This window comes from Micromonospora sp. H33 (assembly GCF_052068455.1).
In the GTDB taxonomy this organism is placed as follows: Bacteria; Actinomycetota; Actinomycetes; order Mycobacteriales; family Micromonosporaceae; genus Micromonospora.
Genome location: NZ_JBQHDE010000010.1, coordinates 172744 through 197771, shown reverse-complemented (window position 1 = coordinate 197771; position 25028 = coordinate 172744). Strand labels below are relative to the sequence as shown.

General features: G+C 71.2%; 13 protein-coding genes. 2 read left to right on the top strand and 11 right to left on the bottom strand.

Annotation, left to right across the window (positions count from 1 at the left end; genetic code table 11):
• Positions 1–30: 30 nt before the first annotated feature.
• The 9 genes from ACTMS0_RS21555 to ACTMS0_RS21515 all read right to left on the bottom strand — a co-directional run bounded on the left by ACTMS0_RS21555 (position 31) and on the right by ACTMS0_RS21515 (position 19879).
• Positions 31–1329 carry an ABC transporter substrate-binding protein gene (locus ACTMS0_RS21555; RefSeq protein WP_441157042.1) on the bottom strand — a complete coding sequence of 433 codons (1299 nt, stop codon included), beginning with the start codon at positions 1327–1329 and terminating at the stop codon, positions 31–33.
• A 15-nt stretch (positions 1330–1344) separates the two neighbouring features.
• Positions 1345–2445: a branched-chain amino acid ABC transporter permease gene (locus ACTMS0_RS21550; RefSeq protein WP_441157041.1), complete on the bottom strand. Its 1101-nt coding sequence runs from the start codon at positions 2443–2445 to the stop codon at positions 1345–1347.
• A complete protein-coding gene (locus ACTMS0_RS21545; protein ID WP_441157040.1) occupies positions 2442–3326 on the bottom strand; it encodes a branched-chain amino acid ABC transporter permease in 885 nt (294 codons plus the stop codon). Before ACTMS0_RS21545 ends, ACTMS0_RS21550 begins: the two co-directional genes overlap by 4 nt.
• Positions 3323–5215, bottom strand: a complete 1893-nt coding sequence (locus ACTMS0_RS21540) for an AMP-dependent synthetase/ligase (RefSeq protein WP_441157039.1) — start codon at positions 5213–5215, stop codon at positions 3323–3325. Before ACTMS0_RS21540 ends, ACTMS0_RS21545 begins: the two co-directional genes overlap by 4 nt.
• On the bottom strand, positions 5212–6045 hold the full coding sequence (locus tag ACTMS0_RS21535; RefSeq protein ID WP_441157038.1) for an ABC transporter ATP-binding protein: 834 nt from the start codon (positions 6043–6045) through the stop codon (positions 5212–5214). Before ACTMS0_RS21535 ends, ACTMS0_RS21540 begins: the two co-directional genes overlap by 4 nt.
• Entirely contained in the window at positions 6042–6791 is a 750-nt protein-coding gene (locus ACTMS0_RS21530) for an ABC transporter ATP-binding protein (RefSeq protein ID WP_441157059.1), read from the bottom strand. The genes ACTMS0_RS21535 and ACTMS0_RS21530 overlap by 4 nt, the downstream gene beginning before the upstream one ends.
• Before the next feature lie 247 nt (positions 6792–7038).
• Positions 7039–9363 (bottom strand): hypothetical protein, encoded by a 2325-nt coding sequence (locus ACTMS0_RS21525; RefSeq protein WP_441157037.1) that lies wholly within the window; start codon positions 9361–9363, stop codon positions 7039–7041.
• Between the two features lie 218 nt (positions 9364–9581).
• Entirely contained in the window at positions 9582–10019 is a 438-nt protein-coding gene (locus ACTMS0_RS21520) for a hypothetical protein (protein WP_441157036.1), read from the bottom strand.
• 17 nt (positions 10020–10036) lie between these two features.
• A complete protein-coding gene (locus ACTMS0_RS21515; protein ID WP_441157035.1) occupies positions 10037–19879 on the bottom strand; it encodes a DNRLRE domain-containing protein in 9843 nt (3280 codons plus the stop codon).
• A 755-nt stretch (positions 19880–20634) separates the two neighbouring features.
• On the opposite strand from ACTMS0_RS21515, the gene ACTMS0_RS21510 reads away from it, so the two are divergent.
• The gene (locus ACTMS0_RS21510) at positions 20635–22536 is read left to right on the top strand and encodes a tachylectin-related carbohydrate-binding protein (RefSeq protein ID WP_441157034.1); all 1902 of its coding nucleotides are present in this window, start codon (positions 20635–20637) and stop codon (positions 22534–22536) included.
• Positions 22537–22616: 80 nt separating this feature from the next.
• Here the strand turns inward: ACTMS0_RS21510 and ACTMS0_RS21505 are convergent, their stop codons facing one another.
• Both ACTMS0_RS21505 and ACTMS0_RS21500 read right to left on the bottom strand, forming a co-directional pair.
• Complete coding sequence (locus ACTMS0_RS21505) at positions 22617–23222, bottom strand: response regulator transcription factor (RefSeq protein ID WP_441157033.1); 606 nt, start codon at positions 23220–23222, stop codon at positions 22617–22619.
• Complete coding sequence (locus ACTMS0_RS21500; RefSeq protein WP_441157032.1) at positions 23219–24385, bottom strand: sensor histidine kinase; 1167 nt, start codon at positions 24383–24385, stop codon at positions 23219–23221. Before ACTMS0_RS21500 ends, ACTMS0_RS21505 begins: the two co-directional genes overlap by 4 nt.
• A 124-nt stretch (positions 24386–24509) precedes the next feature.
• On the opposite strand from ACTMS0_RS21500, the gene ACTMS0_RS21495 reads away from it, so the two are divergent.
• Entirely contained in the window at positions 24510–24962 is a 453-nt protein-coding gene (locus ACTMS0_RS21495; protein ID WP_441157031.1) for a hypothetical protein, read from the top strand.
• Positions 24963–25028 lie beyond the last annotated feature (66 nt).

Here is a 25028-nt window from a genome sequence, read left to right as displayed (position 1 = left end):
CGTTGTACAGGGGACCCTTCCTAGCACCTCTCAGAGCTTCTCGTAGCAGGGCCGGTCCAGGGTGTACGCCTGCGCGGTCGGCCCGGTGAACAGGTCGCGTACCCGGCTGACTCCGGTCGGCGAGGCCTGGTCCGGCTTGTAGATCGCGGTGACCCGGACCGCGCCGTCGTTCGGGCCGGCCGCGTAGTTGCCGGCGTTGTCCGGCAGCATGCCCTCGTAGTCCACCTTGGTCAGGGACTTGACCGCCTTGAGCAGCCCGGCACGGGTGAGGTCGCCGTCGGCGGCGGCCTTCGCCAGGGCCGCCTTCATCGGGTACGACCACACCCAGCCGGCGGTGTAGCCGTCGTTCGGGGTGACGCCGGGCAGCGCCTCCCGCAGCGCCCGGTGGCCGGGCGTGTCGGTGGTCCAGGTGTTCCACGGCGCGGTCTGCTCGTACTTCGCCACCAGCGCCGGCGCGGCCGGGCTCTGCAGCAGCGCCGGATTCCAGGTGGGACTGGTGCCGATGAACCGGCCGGCGAAGCCGCGGGCGACGGCCTGACCGACGATCGTCGCGGCGTCCGCCGGGCCCATGGTGAGCACCACGAGGTCCGGCTTGCCGGTGAGGATGGCCTGGATCGCCCCGGCCTGCTTGTCGGCGCCCGAATCGGTCTTGACGTCGGTGAACGTCACGCCGAGCGCCGCGGCGGCGAGTTTCACCCCGGCGGCGGCGTCGTCACCGTAGTCGCCGGCCAGGTGTACCGCCATCACCGACTTCGGGTTGTACGCCTCCCGCGCGTAGTCGAGAGCGTTCATCGACTCGACGCAGTAGTTGGCGCCGGACTCGATGATGACGTCCTCGAAGGCGTACCCGGACGTCCACGCCGCCGGCGCGGCGATCACGTTGTTGGCCTTCATGTCGCCGAGGATCGCGCCGGTCGTGGGCGAGCCGAGGCTCTGCGCCAGCGCCAGCACGTTCGGCTTGATCTCCTGGTAGACCTGGTTGTGGGTCTGCGGGTTGTACTTGTTGTCGCGCACGTACCGGGTGACGTCCACCTCGTAGTCGCCGATCCCGCCGGCAGTGTTGACCCGCTTCCAGAACGCCTTCTGCGCGTCGGTGATCGGCACGGCCAGCGCCCGAAACGGCCCCTCGGTGAGATCGGAGATGATGCCGAGGTAGATGCAGCCCTTGTTCTTGTCCACCGCCTCCGGGCACGGCTCGGAGGTCACGCCCACGTCGGTCTTCAACCCGGACGCGTCGGTCTCGGTGTCACCGCCCCGGCAGGCGGTGAGGCTCCCGGCCAGCAGGACCACGGCCGCCCCGAGGGCGATCCGCGACGTCGGTCTTCCCATGCTTCCTCGCTTGCGTCAGTAGGAGAACGGCCACGCCTTCCAGTAGGTGCGGGCCCGGACCCAGAGGCCGAACAGCCCGCGCGGTTCGAAGATGAGGAAGACGATGATGAGTACGCCGTAGAGGATCGTCTCCACCTGGAAGACGTTCGGCACCTCGTTCGGCTGGGTGCTGATGAACGGCACCCACGCCTGCAGTTCCCGGGTGAGCCGGGGCAGCAGGGTGATGAAGAACGCCCCGGCGATCGCGCCGGAGATGGTGCCCGCGCCGCCGATCAGCACCATGGCGATGTACTGCACGGACAGCAGCAGGCTGAACGAGCCGGGGTCGAAGAAGCCGGTGATCGTGTAGAGGAGCGCGCCGGCGCAGCCGGCGTAGAAGGACGACACGGCGAAGGCGATCGTCTTGTAGCGGGGCAGGTTCACCCCGATCACGCCGGCGGCGATGTCCCGGTCCCGGATCGCGGTGAACGCCCGCCCGATCCGGGACCGGGCCAGGTTGCGCGCGGCGAGCGCGAAGACCAGCAGCAGCACGAGCATCAGCCAGTACAGCTTCTGGTCCCGGGTGCCGATCCCGTCGGTGACGGCGAGGGGCCGCCCGAGGAACTCCAGGGTCGCGGCCGGCCGGCCGACCCCCGCGCCGCCGGTCAGCGACGACCACTCGTTGAAGAGGTGCTGGCCGATGAAGACCAGGCCGAGGGTGACGATGGCGAGGTAGAGCCCGCGCAGCCGGGTCGCGAGGGGCGCGACGAGCACCCCTGCGAGTCCGGCGACCAGGCCGGCGGCGGGCAGCCAGAGCGCGATGTCGGTGACGCCGAGGCCGATCACGCGGCCGTCCGGGTCGCCGCTGAGGGCCGCGGCCGTGTACGCCCCGATGCCGAGGAAGAAGGCGTGGCCGAGGGAGACCTGGCCGGCGTACCCGGTGACCAGGCCGAGCCCGATGGCACCGATCGCGGCGACGCAGCAGACCGCGAGCAGTTGCAGCAGGTCGTCGGTGAGCAGGAAGGGCAGCACGAACGCCAGCGCCAGCAGCGCGCCGGTCCACCACCGCTTCGCCGGGGTGTCGAGCAGCACCAACTCCTCGGCGTACGAGGTGCGCAGCAGCGGCCGGTGCCTCATACTCGTTCCACCTCCCGGGTCCCGAACAGCCCGTACGGGCGCACCAGCAGCACGAGCAGCATCAGCACGTACGGGGTGATCACCGAGACGTTGCCGCCGAGCCAGGCGACGTCGTTGGCGTACGTGGCGACGAGTTCCTGGAGGACCCCGACGGCGAGCCCGCCGATCACCGCGCCGGGCAGCGAGTCCAGCCCGCCGAGGATGATCACCGGCAGGGCGGTCAGCGCGATCAGCCACAGCGCGCTGTCCACGCTGGCCCCTGCGGCGGCGAACGTCCCCGCGACGGCGGCCAGCCCACCGGCGAGCGCCCAGCTGACCGCGAACACCGCGCCGACCGAGACGCCGTGCGCGAGGGCGGCCTCCTGGTCCAGCGCGGCGGCGCGCATCGCCAGCCCGGTACGGGTGAACCGGAAGAACGCGAACAGCCCGGCGACCAGCAGGGCCGCCGCGACCACCGCGGCGAGGTGCCGCTGCTGCATCTCCACCGGGCCGAGGGCGAGGGTGCGCAGTCCCCACGGGTCGCCGACGTGCCGCACGTCCAGGCCGATGAACGCGTTGACCACGACCCGGACCGCGACGTCCACGCCGAGCGTGATGATGGCGACGACGAACGCCGGCCGCCCCACCATCGGGCGCACCGCGGTGCGCTCCACGCCGAGCGCGAGCAGCGCGGTGCCGAGCGCCGCGAGGGGCACGGCGGCCCAGAAGCCGACCGCCGGGGTGAGGTAGGTGACCGCCACGACGCCGGCGAGCATGAACGCGGGCTGCGCGAAGCTGATCACCCGCGTGGCCTTGTAGATGATGACGAAGCCGAGCGCGAGCAGGGCGTAGACGCTGCCGGTGCCGAGCCCGCGCAGGAGACTCTCGATCAGCTCGGTCACCGGTCACCGCCCGGGGCGTACAGGTCGTCGACCAGGTCGGCGAAGGCGCGGGTGACGGCCTCCCGGCGGACCTTCTGGGTGGCCGTCAGCTCACCGTCGTCCTGGTCGAGTTCCTTGGGCAGCAGCCGGAACCGCTTGACCTGCTCGACCGGGGGGTGGCGGCGGTTGACCCCGTCGACGACCACCCGGACCAGCTCGACCACCTCCGGCTTCGTGGTCAGGTCGCGGTAGGTCGTGTACGGGAGGCGGCGGGCCTGCGCCCACTGCCCGACGGTGTCCGGCTCGATGCCGATCAGCGCCACCAGGTACGAGCGCCGGTCGCCGATGAGCACGGCCTCCTTGACGTACGGGGATGCCTTCAGCTCGTTCTCGATACCGGCGGGACCGATGTTCTTGCCCCCGGCCGTGATCATGATGTCCTTGGCCCGGCCGGTGATCCGCACGTGCGTGCCGTCCACCCACTCCCCCACGTCGCCGGTGTGCAACCAGCCGTCCGGCTCCAGCACCGCGGCGGTGGCCCCCGGGTCGTCAAGGTAGCCGGCGAAGACGCCCGGGCTGCGGGTGAGGATCTCCCCGGTCGAGGAGTCGATGCGCAGTTCCACGCCGGACTGCGGCTCGCCGACCGTGCCCAGCTTCACCCGCCCCGGGTGGTTGCCGGTGGCGATGGCCGAGTTCTCCGTCATGCCGTACACCTCGTGCATCGGCACCCCGATGCCCATGAAGAAGCGCAGCACCTCGGGCGCGATCGGGGCGGCGCCGGACGCCGCGTACCGGACCCGGCGCACGCCGATCCGCTCGCGCAACGCCCGGTAGCAGAAGACCCAACCGATCGCGTACGCCAGCCGGGTGGCCGCGGTGTGCCGGCCGCCGGTGGCGACGAGCCGCGCCCCGATCCGGTCGGAGACCCGCAGCCAGAAGCGGGCGACGGCCCGCTTGAGCGGCGAGGCAGTGGCGATCCGCGTGGTGACCGTGGCGAGGATCTTCTCCCAGATGCGCGGCACCCCGAACAGCAGCGTGGGCTGGACCTCGCGCAGGTTCGCCGGCACGGTGGCGATGGACTCGGCGAAGTTGACCTGCACGCCCGCGCCCGCGGTGCTCCAGGTGGTGAAGACCCGCTCGGCGACGTGGCACAGCGGCAGGTACGACAGGATCAGGTCGTCCGGGCCGGGCGGCGGGTCGGCCAGGCCGACGGCGTCGGTGACCGTCCGCACGGCGAAGTCGACGTTGGCATTGGTCAGCATGGCGCCCTTGGGCCGACCGGTGGTGCCCGAGGTGTAGATGAGGGTGGCAAGGTCGCTGTCGGCGGCGGCGGCCATGAGGTGGTCGACCGCACCGGGGTGGGCGACCCGGTGTGCCGTGCCCAGCGCGAGGAAATCGTCCCAGTGCAGCAGGGCGCGGTGGGTGTAGCGGCCCCGGACGCCTCGCGGTTCCAGGTAGACCACGTGCTCCAGGTCGGGGCAGTCGCTCAGCACCTCGAGGACCTTGTCGACCTGCTCCTGGTCCTCGGCGACGAGCACCCGCGCCCCGGAGTGGGCGAGCAGGTAGCCGATCTCGCCGGCCGGGTTGGTCGGGTAGAGCCCGACGGTCGCGGCGCGGACGGCCACGGTGGCCACGTCGGTCCAGAGCCACTCGCGCCGGTTCTCCGCGAGGACGGCCACCCGGTCGCCGGGCCGTACGCCCAGGGAGAGCAGGCCGTGCGCGACGGTGGTGACGGTGTCCCAGGAGGACGCCCAGGTGACCTCCGACCAGACCCCGCGGACCTTCTCCCGCATGGCCACCCGGTCCGGGGTCGCGCGGGCGCGGTCGCGTACCCGGGAGGCGATCGTGGTGGCGGCGGCGCCGGCGGTGTCCGCGGCGGGCGCCCCGGACGGCGCGGTGGTGGTCGTCATGTGGTGGTCACCTCCCCCAGGTAGGCGCGGATCACGTCGGGGTGGTGCTGGATCTCCGCGGGGGTGCCGGTGGCCACCGGCTGTCCGAAGTCGACCACCAGAACCCGGTCGGCGAGGTCCATGACCAGGCCCATGTCGTGCTCGACGAGCACCATGGGGATGCCGAGTTCCTCGCGGACGTCGAGGATGTAGCGGGCCATGTCCTCGGTCTCCTCGAGGTTCATCCCGCCCACCGGCTCGTCGAGCAGCAGCAGCTTCGGCTCCATGGCGAGCGCGCGACCCAGCTCCACCCGTTTCTGCACCCCGTACGGCAGCAGCCCGACCGGCATCCGCCGCCACTGCTCCAGCTCCAGAAAGTCGACGATCTCCTCCACCGCCGCCCGGGCGGCCAGCTCCTCGCGCCGGGCCCGGCCCCGCCACAGCACCGCCGCCAGGGGCCCGTAGCGGATGTGGTGGTGCCGCCCGAGCAGCAGGTTCTCCAGGACGGTGAGGTTGGCGAACAGCTCCACGTTCTGGAAGGTGCGGGCCAGGCCGAGGGCGGCGATCTCGTGCGGGCGACGGCCGACCAGGTCGACCCCGTCGAAGACCACCCGGCCGGCCTGCGGCCGGTAGACGCCAGAGAGCACGTTGAAGATGGAGGTCTTGCCGGCACCGTTCGGCCCGATCACCGCGAACAGCTCCTGGCGGCCGACGGTGAAGCTCACCCCGTCGATCGCCCGGACGCCCGCGAAGGCCAGCCGTACGTCGTCGAAGGTCAGGATCGGCTCGTCGGTCCCGGACGGCTCGGCGGTTTCGATCGGCTCGTCGGTCCGGGTCGGCTCGTGGCTCAAGACAACCACCGCTTCCGTCGCCGGTAGTGCTTGACGTCCCGGAACGACCGCCGGGTGCCCCCGTCGCCGGCGTGCAGTCCCAGGTAGAACTCGCGGACGTCGTCGTCGGCGAGCAGCTGCGCCGCCGGCTTGTCGAGCACCACCCGGCCGGTCTCCAGCACGTAGCCGTGGGCGGCGATCGACAGCGCCATGGTCGCGTTCTGCTCCACCAGCAGCACCGCCGTGCCGGCGGCGTTGATCCGCAGGATCAGCTCGCGCACCTGCTCGACGAGCCGGGGCGCGAGGCCCAGGCTGGGCTCGTCCAGCAGCAGGTACCGCGGCCCGGCCATCAGCGCGCGGCCCATGGCGAGCATCTGCTGCTCTCCCCCGGACAGGTAGCCGGCCGTCCGGCGGCGCCGCTCGGCGAGGACCGGGAACAGCGTGTACACCTCGTCGAGCCGGGCCGGGATCCGGCTCGGGTCGGTGTGCCCGCCGAGGCGCAGGTTCTCCTCGACGGTCAGCTCGCCGAAGATGCGCCGTCCCTCCATCACCTGGGCGACGCCCCGGCGGACGATCGCCGCCGGTCGTAGCCGGTGCAGCGGCTCGCCGTCCAGGGTGACCTCGCCCCGGGCGACCTCGCCGTCGTGGATGTCGAGCAGGCCGGTGATCGCCCGCAGCAGGGTGGTCTTGCCGGCGCCGTTCGCGCCGAGCAGGGCGACGATCGCGCCCGGCGGCACGGTGATGCTGAGGCCGCGAAGGACCAGCATCACGTCGTCGTAGACGACCTCGAGATTCCGCACCTGCAGCACGGCGCCCCCAGGGGGTTACCTGTGGCGTGCGCCACAAGTTACCGAGCATTAAACCGCGCGGAACGTCCCCGCAAAAGATCGGATCGGGCGGATCTCCGAACGGAACGCGTTGCGGCCCGCCCCGGGAAACGTGCGGCCTGCCCCCGGGAACGAGGAGTTCCCGCCGGCCCGGAGGCCGGCGGGAACTCGTCGATCGGCGGGTCGCTCAGTTGGCGGGCGGCGCCGGCATGGTGTGTCCGGCGTACGAGATCTGCGCCGACGTCAGGCCCTGGCCCCCGGTGGAGGAGAGCCGACGCTCGTAGGCCCGGAAGGCGCCGTTCTGGTTACGGAACACGATGATGAAGGACTGCTCGGTCCCGGTCGAGACCACGGCCACGGCGGGATCGGTTGCCACGTTCTCCGGGTAGCTGACCGGGTCCGGGTTCAGCACCGACCACTGTCCCCAGGTGTTCGAGCCGGTCGCCGTCTCGAACACCTGGTGCAGCTCGTTGTCGTACCCGCGAGCGACCACCGCTACCCGGGTCAACACCGGGTCCAGGATCACTGCGGGAGCGCCGGCGGCGGTGAAGTCGCCGATCCGCTCCCACTCGGTCGACCACGACCCGGACGAGACCTCCACTTTGGTGCGGATCGACCCGTCCGATTCGCGCACGACGATCCGGGTCCGGTGTCCCAGCAGGGAGACGGCTGCCGGCGTGCCGGTGATGTCACCCCCGAGGTCGGTCCAGCCCGACAGGGCACCGTCCGGGAAGTACAGGGCCGTCTTCACCGTGCCGGTGGTGGTGCGGGCGACCAGCCGCACGGCGGCGTCGTCCGCCTCGACCACGGTGATCTCACCGGCCAGGTCGGCGTCGCCGAGGCTCACCCACGCCGGCAACGTTCCCGTCTGCTGCCGGTAGTGCCACAGCCGGCCGTCCAGGTCGATAGCGAAGAGGACGTCCGCTTCGCTACCGTTGTACGTCACTCGCACTCCGGTCGGCGGACCGGCCATCGAACCGCCCAGGCTCGACGGCGCCGGCCAGGTGTAGTCCACCTCGGTGTTCTCGTTGGTCGACCAGATGTCCGTGTCGACGTTCTGGGCCGCGACCTGGATCCCCTTGTCCGCGCGCTGGTGCAGCGAGGGCGGCCCGACGTACGCCTCCTGCCCGAACACCGGGGCCCAGACGACGGAGCTGTAGTTGCCGGGGTCCATGGTGCCCACCTGCACCCCGCCCGCGTTGTTGGTGAACGCAAGCGTGATCTTGCGGAGCTGGCTACCGTCCGGGTCGCCCTGCAGAACCGCCATCCGCGTGAACGGCACCGGCGTCAGTTCCTGCACCGGGTCGGCGAACCAACCCTGAAGGTCGACCAGCAGGTGCACCGTGCCACTGCTGTTGTTCTTCACGCGGATCTTGCCCTCGGTACCGACCTTCGTGACCGCGAGGCTAGAGCGAGCGACCTGGCCGGCGCTGAAGTTCCCCGCCGACGGGACGGTCGGCGTCGCGTCGAGCGGCCACACCGTCAGGTGCCCGGTGGCGGTCGGGCTGACCGCGGTCAGGTTGAGCACCGCGCCCGCGATGCCCCGGGTCGGCAGGCCGTTCGTACCACCGATCGCGACGTCCACCGTCGCTCCGGCGGCCAGCGGCGTCTTCGCGCCGACGGTCCGGGTGTCCAGCAGCCGGTTGGCCGCCAGCGTACGGAGGCCGGCGCCGGTGGTCGGCGTGGCCGTGAAGTAGCCCTGGACCGAGACGAGCACGTGCACGGTGCCGCTGCCCCGGTTGGTGAGGACCACCTTGCCGTCGGCGGGGAGCTTCACGCTCATGCCCATCGACGTGATCCCCACCTGGTAGTCGATGGCGTTCGCGGCGCTGGCCTGGGTCGCCGGCGCGACGGTGAGGAAGCCGAGACCGGTCGCGCCAGTGACCACGACGTCGATCATCGCCGCCGACGCACCGGCCGGGACCACGCCCCCCGTCAGCGTGACCGTACGACTGCCGCCGTTCGCCGCGAGTGGACCGGTGCTGGTGCCGACGCCGGTCCGGGTGTCCACCAGTCGCGTGTGGTCGACCGGCACGAAGGCGCCGCCGGTACCGTTCGTGCTGGTGGTGAAGTAGCCCTGCACGTCGAGCTTGATGTGCGTGCTGCCGGAGTGGTTGTAGATGTCGAGCTTCCCACCGGTGCCGGGAGCGACGACGACCGAGTTGGACAGCACCTCGCCCGGCGAGGCGTTGACCGAGGAGGCGGCCGGTCGGGTCGCCCCGTTCGGGAACACGGTCAAGTGCGTGTGACCCGTGGGGTTGATCGCGGTGACGTCCACCAGGAGGGCACGCACGCCGGTTGCCGGCACGCCGCCCACGCCGAGGGCGGTGACGGTCGTCGTGGAGGCGGCGGGGCGCGCGCCGGTCACCCCTCCGGTGCCGTTACGGGTGTCCAGCAGGACGGTGTTGACGGGTACGAAATCGCCACCCTTCCCCGCCGCGTCGGCATGAGCCGGCTGGACCGCGATCGTCGTGATGCCGGAGACAAGCAGAGCAAGTAGTGCCGTCAGCACGATTAGTCGGCGCGTGAAGGAACTATCCGTGAGGGCAATCGCCTGTTGATGCAACATGTGCTCCTTATGGTGATTTCCAATGACCTCAGGGGTGGAACCAGAAACTGTGCGGTGGGCCAGAAGGGACCGGCCCAGCCGACAGCACAGCAAGCCCCGCACCCCCTTCTGGGCGGCGGACGGCGGTCAGGTAAAGCTGGTATTCGAAGGGCTGTGACGACCTAGCCCGTCAGCAAGGTCGGCGAGAATCCGGTGTCGAATGCCTCTTCCTCTGCTTGGGCAATGATCTCCAGAACCTCCGCCTCGGGGACTTTGTGAATCCAGAGGAGTGAGGCGAAGGTCAGCATCCGCAACAACTCCGGATTCTTGAACTTGAGCTTCTCGATGGCGTCGTCATCTTGCTCGAGGCAGGTTCTGATGATCCGTTCCACGTCGCCGGGAACGATGTCACCCTTGGGGAAGATTCTCGACGTGAGAACAGCAGCTTTGCCGATAGCCACGAAGCCAGGCTTCGATCCCAGGCATCGCCGTATCGTTCGAAGAAGCGCCGCATTTGTGACCTCGTCGGCGTCCACCCACCTCGTCCGGCTCAATTCGGCACGATAGCGCTCGCGCTCCTCCACATTTCTCAGCGCCAGCATCGCCAGGTACGAGCCCATAAGTGTCCGCGGGGCCGTCATCTGGTCGTCCCCCTACCTCGCCATGCGCCCACAGCTCTTTGCACGATCCGCTTGACTCCCATGTAGGTGACTTGAGCGACGATAGCGAGAGCCGCGAAGGGGTCACCACCATTGGCAGTATCGGGGAGGTCCAACCCGGTTGTCTCCTTGACGACCTGCCCGGTGTACTCGCCGCCCTGCTCGAGACGGTCGACCTTGGTCTCAAGCTCTGCTGCCCGCTCCCGCCATGGACGGTTCGGATCATTCGGATCAAGCTCATCCGGATCCGCCCGGTGCCGTCCCTCGTAGTCGCTGTCCGGCGCCCTGTCGGGGGATCGGTGCTTCCCTACGTAGTCCCCTGGACCGCAGGTCTGGTTGTGCACCAGGACCGGGGTGTCCTCGACGAGGACGTAGTAGGTGTGGAGCCCATCCACCGTCAGGTTGTAGACCTGGCGCTGTTCCGTCCACTTGCGCGTGGCCACCACCGAGACCGGGCGGTGGTCGGCGGTCTCGAAGCGGTACCCCGCACGCAGGTCGCCTGCGTCCAGCCACCTTCTCTGGTCGGCCAACCAGAACGGGTGACCGTCGGTGGCGATCACCTGGCCGGTCCGGTCGCCCTTCCGACCGTCCGTGTCGACCGTGATCTCGACGAGGTTCTTGCTGCCGGATCCGACGATCAACGCGGTGACGAGCCGTACCTCGGTACGCCCGGTGGTCGGGTCGGTCGCGAGGACCTTGTCGCCGACCTTCACCTGGTCGATGCGCTTGTGACTGCCGTCGGCCATGAGCACGCGGGTCTCGCCGGTGAAGCTGTTCGGGCACCGTCCGAGAGCCCTCCGGCCGAGGTCGCGCATGCCACCGCCGATGGCGCGGGCCTCGCCGATGCCGGCGCTGAGGGCCTTGCTGCCGGCCGCCCGCAAGCCACCACCCAGCGCCCGGAACCCGGCACCGAGGGCCTGACCGGCCATGGAGCCGAGGGCGCCCCCGGCCGCGCCGAACAGGCCGCCCAGCGCGGCCTCGCCGGCGAGGTCCCAGCCGCGCTTGCCGTTCATGTAGCCGGTGACCGCCGAGCCGACCGCACCCGCCAGAGCACCGCAGGCCACCGCACCGACGCCGGTCCAGCCGATCGCCGCGCCACACCCGATGCCGACGACGGCGCCGACTGCGATGCCGACGATCTCAGCCGCGTGGTCCTCGACGAACTGGGTCGCCTTGTCCCACATTTCGGTCGCGCCCTCGACCAGCGGCGCGAGCTTCTCCGCCGCCGCGAGTAGGAGCTTCTGCCGGAACTTGTCCGGGTCCTTGATGGCCTGTACCGAGACTGCGACGACGTTGGCCGCCACCTTGATGCCGGCAGACACGATGGCCTTCGCCCCTGCTATCAGCGGTTTGGTCAGCGCCTGGACCACCGGCAGCTTGGTGAACTGGACCAGTTTCTTCTGGGCCGCCCTGGCCGTTTGGGTCACCTTGACCTTGAACTCGTGGGCCGCGGCGCGGGCCTGTTGTTTCGCCCAGTCCCCGAGCCTGCCGTCCTTGTAGGCCTGGTAGCCCTCCTTCGCCTTCTGCTTGACCTTGTCGATCTGCTGACCGATGAAGGTAGTCGCCGTTCGGTAGGCAGACTTCGCGCGCTCCCACTGGCGCTTGCCGAAGTCCCACGCGGCGTCCCACTTGCGGTCCAGCCAGCTGCCGTTCCACTTCTGGCTGACCCACTGCGTGCCGGAGTTCCACTTGTCCGCCACCCATCCGCCGGCCCGCTTCATCCACCGGGGCCAGTGGCCGTCCGGGTCGTCGAAGTCGAGCGGGGCGCCGGCGCCGTACGCGTACCGGTTGGCGAGGATCGAGTCGCCACCGCGGTAGTTGACGCTGTCCCGGGAGGTGAAGGTGCCGGTGCCGGGGTTGTACCAGCGGGCACCCATGTCGACCTGGCCGGTGTCCGGGTCCGTCCAGTCGCCCTGGAAACCCAGGTTGCCGGTGTCCCCGACGCTGCCGATCTTCTTGCCGAACGGGTCGTACGCGGTCGAGTCGTTCAGCGCGGTCAGCGCCGTGTTGGCCGGGTCGAAGGCCGCCACGACGTCGCCGTGCGCGTCGGTCAGCGACAGCCGCTCGTTGCTGCCGTGGGCGGTGGCGAGAACCTCGCCGGCCGGCCCGCGGGCGAAGTACTCCACCCCGTCGGCGACCACGTCGTCGCCGAAGCCGGCGTACGTGAACGTCGTCCCGGTGCGGGACACCACCCGGTCCAGGCCGTCGTACCCGTAGCTCTGCCCCTCGGCGGCGGTGAGCCGGTCGAAGGCGTCGAACGAGTACTGCTCGGTCAGGCCGGAACTGGTGCGGGTGCGCAGCGTGCCGCGGGCGGTGTAGGCGTAGGTGAAGTCCCCGTCGGAGAGCAGGCGGTTGCGCTCGTCGAAGGTCGCCGTCTTGGAACCGGCGCGGATCCGGTTACCGCTGTCGTCCCAGTCGTACGCGATCGTGCCCGCCACGCTGGTCCAGGACGTGAGGCGGCCCGCCTTGTCGTACGCGTAGCTGTTGTCACCGGCGCCCGCCATGCCGGTGGTGGTCTTGCTAGTGAGATGGCCGTTCAGGTCGAAGCCGTAGGTGACCGAGGCGACCACGGTCCCGCCCGCGTTCTTCAGTGTGTCGCTGCTGACTCGGCCGTAGTCGTCGTAGCCGAAGGTGCGGATCCGACCGCCGCCGTAGTCGACGGTCTTCACCTCGCCGGCGGCGTCGTAGCCGAGCTTCTGGACCTGGCCGATGATCGAGTCGGTGAGCGAGTCGAGCCGGCCCTTCACGTAGCCGAAGGTGGCCGTCCCGGTCACGTCGGTCCGCGTCGTCATCCGGCCGTCGTCGTCGTAGCCGAAGCTGGCGGCGCCAGAGGGGCCGGTGGCGGAGAGCAGCGCCCCCCGGTCGTTCCAGCTGTAGGTGTTGGTGCCGTTCGGGGCGCTCACGCTGGTGAGCCGGCCCGCCCGGTCGTACCCCAGGCTCCGCGCGGCGGTCGCGGTCTCGCCGCCCGATCCGGTCTCGGCGGTGAGCCGGCCGGCGGCGTCGTAGGTCCGCTGCCGGCTGACGCCGCCCGGCGCGCTCAGCCGGACCGCCCGGCCCTCGGCGTCGTAGCCCACGGTCCAGGTGCGGTCGGCCGCCGCCGGGTGAGCCGCCGTGGCCGGCTCGATCGCCGACTCCGGCAGGCCGAGCGTGTTGTACGTGTAGATGGTCGAGTTGCCCCGGCCGTCGGTGTAGCGGGTGCGGTTGCCGGCGACGTCGTAGCCGAACGTGGTGGTGATGGACTTGGTGTCCGTCACCGGCTCGATCTGCTTCACCAGCCGGCTCGCGGCGTCGTACTCGTACCGGGTGACGGTGCCGTACGGGTCCGTCGACGAGGTCATGTTGCCGGCCGCGTCGTAGGCGTAGGTCTGGGACCGCAGAATCGTGCCGTCGGCCTTCAGGTTGGAGTCGCTGGTCCGGTCGCCGAAGAGGTCGAACCCGACGCGGACGGTGCGGCCCAGTCCGTCCGAGGTCCGGATCTGGCGGCCGGCGTAGTCGTAGCCGAAGATCATCGCCTCGCCGCTGGGAGCGGTGCTCCGGATGACGTCGCCCACGGTGTCGTAGGCGTTGACCGTCGTGGCGCCCGTCGGCGACACGACCGACGTGAGGTTGCTCTGGTCGTCGTAGACCATCCGGGTGACGAGGTTCTTCGCGACCGGATGCCGCTCGACGCGGGTCTGCGTGACCGGGCGATCCAGGTCGTCGTACGTGGACTCGGCGCGTGCCCCGGTCGGGTCGGTGACCGACAGCACCTCGCCGGTACGGGTGTAGGTGTACCGGGTGATCGCGCGGTCGTCGTTGGTCGACGAGGGTTCGTCCCGGGTGACCAGGCGGTTGAGCTGGTCGTAGCTGAGCCGGGTGGTGCCGCTGGGGCGGATCTCCTCGACGACGTTGCCGAGTCCGTCGTACCTGCTCCTGGTCTCCGGGGTGATCTGTTCGGTCACCCCCGGCGGCAGGTAGGACGGGGCGATGGTGCGTACCGCGCGGCCGATCTTGTCGTACTCAATCCGGGAGATCTGCCCGCGCGGGTCGCGCGCGGCGACCTGCTCGCCGAAGGTGTTGTAGCCGATGGCGACCTCGGCGCTGACGGTGGCCGGTGCGCCGCCGTCGCTCTCCGCCGCGACGGCCGGGCCGGTCGAGCCGATCTGCTTGCCGAGCTCGTCGTAGCGGAAGGTGGTGGTGAACGCCGCCTTGTCGGCGCCGGTGACGTTGCCCCGCGGGTCGGTGACGGTCAGCCGCAGGCCACGGCGGTCGTACGTGTAGCTGGTGGTCCGGGTCTCGCTGCCCGCCGTGACCTTTTCGGTGAGCACGTTGCCGGCGTCGTCGTAGGTGTAGTCGACGGTCTCGCTGACGACCAGGACGGCCCACGGCACGTTCGACGCCTTGCCGCTACGTGTGGTCCGCGTGACGTTGCCGTTGAGGTCGTACGCCATGGTGCTGGTCCGGGCGAGCCCGCCCGGGTCTTGGACGCTGGTGAGGACCTTGCCCGCCCGGTCGTACGTGAAGTCGGTGGTCCGGGTGCCGTTGGCCTCGATCTTGCGGGCGATGTTGCCCGCGGCGTCGTACGTCCGTTGCTCGACCACGTAGTCGCGAGTGGTGCCGTCCGGGTTCCGGAAGCCCTTCATCGTGATCTTGTGAAGGAGGTCGTCCCGGTAGTAGGTGTACTCCAGCCGGCGGCCCATGGCGTCGGTGTCGCTGGCGAGCCGGCCGGCGAAGTCGTACGAGTAGGAGTGCAGCACGAGGTAGTCGCCGGTGCCGGTGCCGGGCGCGCCCTCCGGGTCGCTGCGCCAGTCACGCAGACGCACCTCGGCGACCTTGTTCTGCGCGGTGTACGCCCAGTCGTACCGGTTGTCGTTGGCGTCCACCATCGACGTCTTGTTGCCGAAGCGGTCGTACCCGTAGCTGGTCTCGTTGCCCTCGGCGTCGACCACCTTGACCGGGCGGTTGTACTCGTCGTACTCGGTGGTGGTGACCCGCTCCGGATCGCCGCCGAGCAGGTCGGAGACCGTGACCTTCGTGACGTTGCCGTCGGCGTCGTAGTCGTTGACGCTGCGCACCTGGTGGCGGGTGCCGGAGATCGCCTCGGTCGTCGCCGGGCCGGTGACCGTCTTCACCCGCGAGTGCTCGTCGTAGGTGTACGTCGTGGTGACGCCGGCGGGGTAGGTGTCCGAGATTTCCTTCTCGGTGAGCCGGCGACCGAGCGTGTCGTAGGTGAACTCGGTGACCAGGCCGCTTGGCTCGGTCACCCGGGCCAGGTCACCGTTGCTGTAGTAGGCGTGACTGGTGACCTTGCCCCGGGCGTCGGTGCTGGTCTTCAAGAGGCCGCTGGGCGGATTCCCGCCACCGACCGCCACCTCGGCGCCGTTGGTGTACGTGTGCCCGACCGTGCTGCCGTCCGGGTTGGTCTGGCTGGTCAGCTGCCCGTCCGGCGCGTACGCGAACGTGGTGCGGTACAGGGTGTCGGTGGCGCTGCTCGACCGGCCGTCCCGCGACTCCACCGCCAGGTCGACGCGCGGGTCGAGCGGGTCGGTGATGGTGGTCGAGTAGGTGTAGTAGCTGGTGAAGCACTGGGTGGAGGTACGGCAGCTCTTCCGGGTCGCCAGGCGGCCCTTGCTGTCGTACGTCATCTCCACCGAGTCGCCGTTCTCGTTGGTGATCTTGCTTTGGTAGCCCTCCGCGTCGTACGAGTAGGTGCGGATCGCCATCCCGTCGAGCGGGTGCATGACGAACACCGGGCCACCCGAGTTGCTCGGGATGATCGTGCAAAAGGCGGGGTCGTTCGGGTCCGGCTGCGTGCAGGTCTCGGTCGGCGGGGGGCTGGGTGAGGAGGTCGGCTCGCCCGGCCGGTCCTCGGGCCGCGTCTCCAGGCCCAGCGGCGTTCCGGAGCGCAGCAGGCGCCCGGCGAGGGCGTCGTACTCGTAGAGGTGCGGGCGGTTCGCCGGGTCCAGCACCTGGATGCTGCGCCGCAGGTCGTTGTCGCCGCCGTAGATGGTCGGAAGGCCGACCTTCCAGGTGCCGCCGTTCTCGTCGGTGTACTCCTTGACCCGGTCGGTGGCGGTGTCGTAGACGACCTCGCTGGCGACCCGGCCGCTGGGCAGCGTGACCTTGGTGAGCTGCTGCGCGGCGGGCTTGGCGTACCGGAAGTGGGCGGCAACGGTCTCCGGGCCGATCGGGTGCGAGTAGACGGCGACCTCGTCGATGACGCCGGCGAAGTGCCGCTGGGCGGTCGATCCCCAGCCGGGCCAGGACGTCGGCGTGGTGGCCGAAGCGGCGCCGACCTGGTTGAAGGTCAGCAGCGAGTGCTCGATGGTCTGCCCGGTGCGGTCGCCGACCTTGACGCCGTCCAGGTACATGGTCTGGGTGCTGCCCATCGCGGCGAGCACGACGTGGTGCCACTTGTTGTCGTTGACCGCGACGGTGGAGGTGATCGGCGCGATCGTGCCGCCGGCGAACTGGCCGCGCAGCCGGCCGTCGGTGCCGGTGTAGAGGACCGGCACGCCGCTGGTGGCGGCCGTGCCCACGGCCTTGTCCTGGTAGCCGATCAGCGGGCCGCCCGTCTGGGTGAGGCCGATCTTGAACCACAGCTCGACCGCCGCGTCCCGGCTCTTCTTCACCAGGCCCTTGGGAAGCTCCACGTAGGAGGACGTGCCGTTGAATGAGGCGGCGGTGTTGGTCGTGCCCTCGACGACGCCGGGCTGGGCGAGGGTCACGTTCCGGTAGGTGGCGGCGTCCTTGCCAAGGTTGATCGCGACGTCGCTGGCCGCCGCGGTGCCCTCGCCCTCTCCGAGGCGGTAGTAGGAGTCGGGGCGGGCGTCGAGCACGGCGGTGCGGTAGTGCGAGCCGGCGGCGTACTCGTAGCCGGTGCAGGCGTTGGTCGGCGAACAGACCTTGGTGAGCAGGTCACCGGTGTAGGTGTAGGTCCAGGTCAGCTGGGCGCCGTTGACGGCGTCGGTCTTGACGGTGGTGACGTGGTCGCCGGTCCAGGTGAAGTGCAGGGCGCGGCCGGCGGTGTTGGTGAGGCTGTTGGCGACCTGGGCGCGCGCCAGCTTGCCGCTGATGGCGTCGTAGATCAGCCGGACCGACCGGGAGGTCTTGTCGGTGATCTTGACAAGCTTGCCGGTGAGGGAGAACTCGTAGGTCGTGCCGGACCGGTCCAGCAGCTTCCAACTGGTGGAGTCGACGGTCAACCGGGCCACGCGACCCGACGGCGCGGCGTACGTCCCGTCCGGGTTCTTGCCGAACCGCACCTCCTGCCCGTCCGGGTAGCGGATCACCACGTTTCCGGAGCCGTCGTTGTCCGGCGTGAGCTTCATGTCGTACCGGCTCGACCAGCCCGCGCCGAAGACGGCGGACGGGCGCGGGTCGAGGCTGTTGTAGGTGCGAAGCAAGTTCAGCTCCGGGCCCACCGTCACCACGGTGGCGTCGATCGCCGAGGTCGTGAAGTTGCCGACCTGGGCGTCGAACTCCCGGCCGCGCTCCGCGTCCGGCGAACCGGCGATGCGGGACAGCAGGTCGGGCTGAGGAACCGAGGTGAGCAGCACTGAGTCCGGGGACCGCACCTCGTTCACGCCGTCCTTGACGTACGCGCGCCAGAGGTACGTCTTGCTCCAGGACAGCCGCCCGGCCGGGACGGCCCAGGAGGGCTTGGTCACGTAGCCGGAGTTGGTGCAGTTGTTGGCGGCGCCGGCGTCGGTCCGGTCGCAGACCTCGAACTTGAACGACAGAGTCGCGCCGGGTGCGGCGTCGGAGTCGACGGCGCGGGCCCACAGCAGCGGCGTCAGGGTCGGCGCCTGGTACCCGTTGCCCGGGTAGAGCTCCTGCACCACCGGGGGCACGTCGAAGACCTGGAGCACGATCCGGCCCGGCGGCACCTGGTGGTCGGTGAAGACCGCGCCGCCGGTGCGGACCATGGTGAAGTCCAGGAAGTACGCCCCCGGCTCCAGCCGCTTCACGGTGGCGTCGAGGGTAACCTTCGCGCCCCGGACGAGGGTGGCCGGCAGGTTCGCGGCCCGCTGCTGGGTGACGGCCGCACCGGTCTGCGCGTTGTAGACCCGGTAGGCAAGGTAGTAGTTCGCCGGAGTCCAGTCCTCGGCGCCGAGGTTGGTCACCGTGACCTTCACCTTGCCGTCCTGGTTGCGCAGGACCGGCGGCTCCGGGGTCGGCTTCGGGATCGCGTACGCGGCGTTGTAGGGCGAGTGCGTGACGTAGAGCTTCGGCGGGTTGGCGGTGCCGGTGCCGGCGAAGCGCTTCCACGCCGTCGAGTCGGTCGTTGACGCCCGCAGCGAGAGACCGTTGTTGGCCTGCTGGCCGTTGACCCACCGCTGCACCAGGTTCCGGCCGCCGACGCCGAGGTCGAACATCTCGCCGGCCGCCGGGCAGGCCGACTGGGGTTGGCCGAAGGCGACGTAGCCGTGTGCGAAGGAGCGGCTGGCGATGGAACCGCCCACCGACGGTCCGGGGTACGAGTGGCCGGTGCCCGCGGTCCACGCCTCCGTCACCGGGTGGACGGTGACCGTCCGCGGCTTGCAGGACGCCGCGTCGTAGTTGACCACCGACAGCGCCACACCGTGGATGGTGTGGTTGCGCAGCTGGTTGACCAGCCCGCCGAACTTGAGGTACGCGGCCGCGTTGGCGCCGCTGGCGCGGCCCACCAGCAGCTCCTGACTGCCGGAGGTGGAGCTGCTGCCGTGCACGTACATGCTGCTGTCCGCGCCGATGCCGGTCACCGGCGGGCCGACCGTCGGATCGACCTCGACGGGGTAGCGACGGTCCGCGTCCTGAAGCCACGCGCGGTCCAGCGACACGCGTAGGGCGGGCCGGCCGCCGGCGTCGACCAGTTCGTAGCGCACGCCGGTGGAGGTCGCCGGGCCGCGGGAGCCATCGCCGGCGTCCAGCATGTACCCGGGTGGGATGACGGCCCGCTGCGCGCCGGCCTTGTCGGTCAGCACGACCTGCCCGTCGACCAGCTTCGCGGTCAGGTCACGCAGCCGCAGCGGGAACAGGTAGGAGGTCGGCGCCGAGGCGGAGTGCAGGACCAGCGTCTCCTTGACCCCGCCGGGGCGCGGTTCGAGACGCAGGTCGACCTCCGGCCGGACGCCCGGGTAGGTCACCGCGTCGTCGGTGGCCCGGCCGGCCACTCCGGTCGCGTCGGCCAGCGCGTAGCCGAACTCGGCCCCGCCCTCGAACGTGAGGCGGACCAGATCCGCCGCGTCGGACCGGCCGGCCAGCCGCACCGCCGTCGCGTCCGCCGCGTTCTGCCAGCCGGAGCCGTCCGGGGCCGGGACCAGGCTGCTGTCGATGGGAGCCCAACTGCCGTCGGGGCGCCGGTAGTTGACCGGCGCGGACGAGAACTCGGTGGTCTGGGTGCCGTCGGCGTTGTCGTACACGCGCCGCTGGGCGTCGCGCTCGGCCGGCCGCTCGCGGCTGGTCGTCAGGTCGAAGCCCTTGGCCGTGCCCGTCGGCGGCTTCGCCACGCTCGCCTTGTTGCCGGCCGGCTTCGCCTCCTGCGCCAACCGGTGCAGCGGGTAGTGCCCGCGCAGCGACTTCGGGAGCTCCCGGTTGACGCGCCCCTTCGTGACGTGGTCCCGCCCCGCCGCCGAGCCCCAGGCCTGGCCCGGCTTCGCCCCGGCGGCGCCACGGCTGGCACCCTCGCGCCCGGCGGCCGACGGCGACAGACCGCTCACCCCGCTGCCACCCAGGTTGAGTGCGAGCACGCCGGCCAGGGCGGCCGCGACGAACGGGCGCACAGCGACCGCGCTCAGCAGCGGGATGCGGCGCGCCGGTCGCGGAGACCGGTCGAAGGTGCGCCGAAGACCGAAGGACATCGTCAACCCCCGGGTTGATCGGTGGATGGGCGGGCGTCGGGACGCGCGAGGGCGCGCCGCAACCCGTGCGGCGATGCGGTGGAACTGGTGCGGAGGAAGGCCCGGAGCAGGTGACGAAGGCGACGCCGAGGCGGCGGACGTCAGCGGTCGAGGGCGCTGGATCGGATCAGGAAGGACGGAACTCAGGCCGGGCGGTGGGTGCGCTCACCACCGCTCGACGATGCCCATCTGCGCCAATGCGCCAGCATGCGAATAGACATGACCTCACACCCCCGTGTGCTGTTCACCTTCAATGCGCCGCTGTACCGTCGCAGCGGTTCGGGCGTCTGTCAAGACCCGTCCTCGCATCCGCAGCCAACGACGCTTGTCACCTGGGACTACTACGGACCGTCACGCCAACCGCCAGGTATGCCCGTCTTAGTCCGTGCATTTCGGGCACTTGGTGCAATCGGCTACGGCCGATCTCGGCTCTTGGCAGCGCCTCGAGGGTCGTGCATGATGGGCGCCTGTCGGCCCGAGACCCGGGTCGACATGGGGCCCACCGCGCATTTATCCGCCGAGGGAATGGTTTAGAGAACGCCGTCGGCCCACACTGGATGCCCATTTCGGGGGAGGGTGCAGGAAACGTGTTACATCATGCCCAGAACCGGCTGTCGGGAATTGTTTCCCGGCGCACCACTGTTCGCTCGGCCGTCGCGTTGACGGTCGTCGCCGCCGGCCTCACCGTTCCATTTGCGACCGCTCCGGCCCACGCGGTGACGGATTCGTTCAGCTGCACCGGCCCGGCGGTCGTCTTCAACTCCACCACCGCCGGCACGCTGCAGCGGCGGACGTACAGCACCCCGGGCCGCGACGGCGGGGTGTGGAGTCAGCCGACGAACATCGGCAGCAGCGGCTGGAATGGTTACGGCCGCCTCCTCGGCGGTCCCGACGGCCGGGTCTACGGCATCAACTCGGCGGGTCTCACTCGTTTCCGGTGGACCGGCTCCGCCTGGGAGCCGGTCGACGGAAAGATTAACTGGCTCATCAGTTCGAGCTTCCAGAGCTACGCCGGGTCCTATCGGGACAAGATCACCATTGACGAGACCGGTGACTTCTACCTGATCGACGGCAACGGCAAGCTGCGCTGGTACCGGTTCAACGAGTCGACGAGAACCTGGACGATCAACGGCCGCGTACTCGACAGCGGCTGGGAGCGGTTCAACCTGGTCGTCGCCGCCGGCCCCGGCGTCCTCTTCACGCGCCACACCGACGGCCGGCTGTTCCGGCACCACTTCGATCCGGTGAGCCAGCGCTGGTTGTACCGCGACCGGGTTGCCGGGAGCACCTCCTGGAGCGGGTTCGCCAAGGGCCTCTTCTCCGCCGGTGGCGACACTCTGTTCGGCCTGCAGGGCGACGGCGACCTCTTCCAGTACCGGTACCGGGAGGACCTGAAGGGCTGGGGGCTCGCGACCGACCAGATCGGCAACGGGTGGGGTGGCTACCCGAACGTCTTCGCCACGACGAACACCTGCCGGCAGGGCGCGAACGTCGGCCCGGCCCGGCCGTCGACGCCGGTGCAGCCCGACGCGCCGATCGCGGTGATGCAGGCGCCGGCCACGTCCACCGCGCTGGGCACCCTGGAGCTCGCCTACACCGACAACATCGGCCAGTTGCGGCACGGCCGGGCGAACCCCGACTCCCTCGGGTCGGTCCAGTGGTCGCCGGTGCCCGGCGTGGAGGCGTACACGGGCAAGCCGGCGCTGGTCGCGGACAACCAGAGCCGGGTCAACATCTACGCCCACGAGACGACCAGCGACGTCCGGTCGCTGACCCAGAAGACGCCCGCCATGCCGGACTGGAACCCCTGGCTCGGTCTGGGCGGGGCGATGAAGTCCGAGCCGGCCGTGGTGCGGCTCTCCGACGGCAGCCAGGCGGTCTTCGCATACGACGAGGCCGGGGCCCTGTGGCACCGTCGTCAGGACGGCAACGCCGGTGACCTGCTGCCGTGGACGCCGCTCGGCGGCAGCGGCCTGACCGGCACGCCGGTCGTCCTCTCGGGCGCCGACGGCGCCGCCACGATCTTCGCGACCACCAGCGCGGGCCAGGTCACGAGCGCCACCTGGCGGGCGGGGGCGCTGACCTCCGGCTGGACCAGCCTCGGTGGCTCCGGCTTCACCGGTACGCCGACGACCACCGTCCTGCCGGGACTCCGGGTGATGGTGTTCGCCCGCAACACCGACGGCACGGTCAAGGCGCAGCTGCAGAACACCGACGGGACGTGGCCGGGGACCTGGACGGCGATCGGGGACGCCTCGATCACCCCGGAGGGCTCACCCAGCGCGCTGCTCAGCCCCTCCACGGGTCGCGTGTGGGTCTTCGTCCGTGCCTCGGACGGCAGCATCCACCGGTCCCGGCAGACCGCTGCCGGGTCCACCACCTGGACGTCGTGGGGGCCGGTGACGCCGGGCGAGACCTACCCCACCGACCCGACCGCGTTCACCTGGCAGAACTCGGGTGGGCAGCAGATCGGCTTCGTCACCCGCACCATCAACTCCGCCGTCCGGCTCTACGCGGCCGATGAGACGGCCGAGACCTCGACGGCGCGGACCGCGCGGACCGCGACCGCCGAGCCCACCTTCAAGCGGTACGACATCCCGGCGCCGCCGCGGCGCTGACCGGGTTCACCGACGGCGGCCGTCGGGGCGATGTCGTCCCGGCGGCCGCCCGCCGTTGCAGCCGCCCGGGTGGACGGCTCTCAGAGCCAGCCGTTCTCGCGCGCGACGCGGACGGCCTCGGCCCGGCTGTCGACGCCCAGCTTCTGCACCGCGATCGCCAGATAGTTGCGGACCGTACCGCTGGACAGGTGGGCGCGCCGGGCGATCGAGGCGACCGGGGAGCCGTCCTCGGCCAGCCGCAGGGTCTCCAGCTCCCGTGGGGTCAGCGGACAGGGCGGGATGGTGAGCGCGTCCGCGGCGAGTGCCGGGTCGACGTACCGGCCGCCGGCGTGCACGCGACGGATCACGTCGGCCAGCGCGCCGCCGGGCGCGCCCTTGGGCAGGAAGCCCCGGGCGCCGGCGGTGAGCGCCCGGGCGAGGTGCGGCGGCCGTCCCTGTCCGGTCAGGATGACGACCGCGCAGGTCGGCAGCGCCCGGGCCAGCTCGGCCGCGACCTGGAAGCCGTCCAGCCGGGGCATGGCCAGGTCCACGACGGCGACGTCCGGCCGGTGCGCGAGGGCCGCAGTCACCGCCGCCGCGCCGTCGGGTGCCTGCGCCACGACCTCGACGTCCGGTTCGAGGTCGAGCAGGGCGGCGAGGGCGGTACGGATCAGTTCCTCGTCGTCGGCGAGCAGCACCCGGATCATGACGCCGTCGGCACGGTCGCCTCGACGGTGAACACTCCACCCTCGCTGCGGGTCTGCAGCTGCCCACCGGTCGCCGCCAGTCGGTCGGCCAGACCCCGCAGGCCGTGACTGTGCCGGTCGGGCGCGGTGTCGGCCGCGACGCCGTCGTTGGTCACGGTCATCCTCGCCACGTCCGCCTCCTGGCTGATCTCGATCCGGCACCAGCCGGCCCGGCTGTGGCGCAGCACGTTGGTGCCCGCCTCGCGGAGCACGGCGGCGAGCTGCGTGGCGGCCTCGTCGGGCAGGTCGCCCGCGGGCGGCACGACCGTGCACCGGACCCCGGACGACGTCAGCACCTGCCCGACGGCGCCGACCTGTTCGGCCAGGTCGACGCGGCGGTAGCCGTGCACGGTGCGGCGCAGTTCGCCGAGGGCGGAGGAGGCGAGCCGCTGCGCCTCGGCCGCCTCCCGGCCGGCCCGCTCCGGGTCGCTGCCGGCGAGACGCGCGGCGAGTTCCGCCTTGAGCGCGATCACCGTCAGGTGGTGGCCGAGCAGGTCGTGCACGTCCCCGGCGAACCGGAGCCGTTCCTGTGCGGCGGCCAACCGGGCCTGCGCCGCGCGCCCACGCGCCGCCTGCACCAGCAGGTCCCAGAACCAGGTCTGGAAGCCGTTGACGGCCGCGAGGCCCAGCCCAACCGTGCCGGTGACGGCCAGGGCCCGACCGACCGGACCACCGGTGGCCGCCGCGACGGCACCGGACGTGGCGAGCACGAGCACCGCCGCCGGGACGAGCGCCCGGAGCGGGGCGAGCAGCGGCACCGCACCGACGACCACCGCGCCCAGCCACGCCCAGGTGGGCCACGCGCCGGCCGCGACCGGCCCGACCAGCGGCACGCTGGCCGCGGTGACGAGGGCGAGCGCGTACCGGATCCGCCGTCGGGGCGGCAGGTCCGACGGCGGGGTGACCGCCGCGCGGAGAGCGGCGGCCAGGACGGCGGCGACGGCGGTCAGGCCCACCGCTCCCCCGGCCACGCGCCAGGGGTCCGGTTCCCGGGCGAGGCCGACGGCGGGCAGCAGCAGGGCGGCGAGCATCCCGGCGGTAAGGGAGATCGCGGTGGCGAGCCGGGCCTGGCGCAGCCGCCGGTCCGTCGGTGCAACCGCCGGATCGCTCGTCACGCCTCGCATGGTAGGCCGCGGCGGCGCGGACGCCGTACCCGTGAAACGCCCGGGTCCGCCGGGCGTTCCACCCGGCCGCTCGGTGACGTCGCGGCGGTGCCGCCACTCCCCCTGGTGGGGTGAGGCTCGGGCCATGACACCGAACGTTTCGCCGGACACCGTCACGACGCCGGATCGCCGTCGCCACCGTCTCGCCGCCCTCGCGCACCGCTGGCCCACGTGCCTGGCGCTGCTCATGACCGTCGACAACTGGACCTCGCCTGCCCTGCTCCCCGCCTGGACGCTGCTGGTCCTGCCGGCCGGCTACCTCGTGATCGGCACCGTCCGCCGGCAGTGGGCCGTGCCGGGCGCGCTCCGGCTCCAGCTCGTCGGGCTGGTGGCCTGGTCGGCGCTCACCGTGGCCGCCGCGACCGTCGGCGGCGACACCGCGTACTGGCTGGTGGCGATCGGCTGGCTGGCCCACGCCGGGTGGGACCTGGTCCACCACCGCACCGGCCGGGTCGTCCCGCGCGGCTACGCCGAGTGGTGCGGCGTCCTCGACGCCGCCGTCGGGATCACGATCATCCTGGCGCTGGTCACTCGGTGACCCGGTCCGGGGGCCCGCCGGCACGGACGGCGGGACTCCCGGACCGGGGTGTTCCGGTGGTCGCCG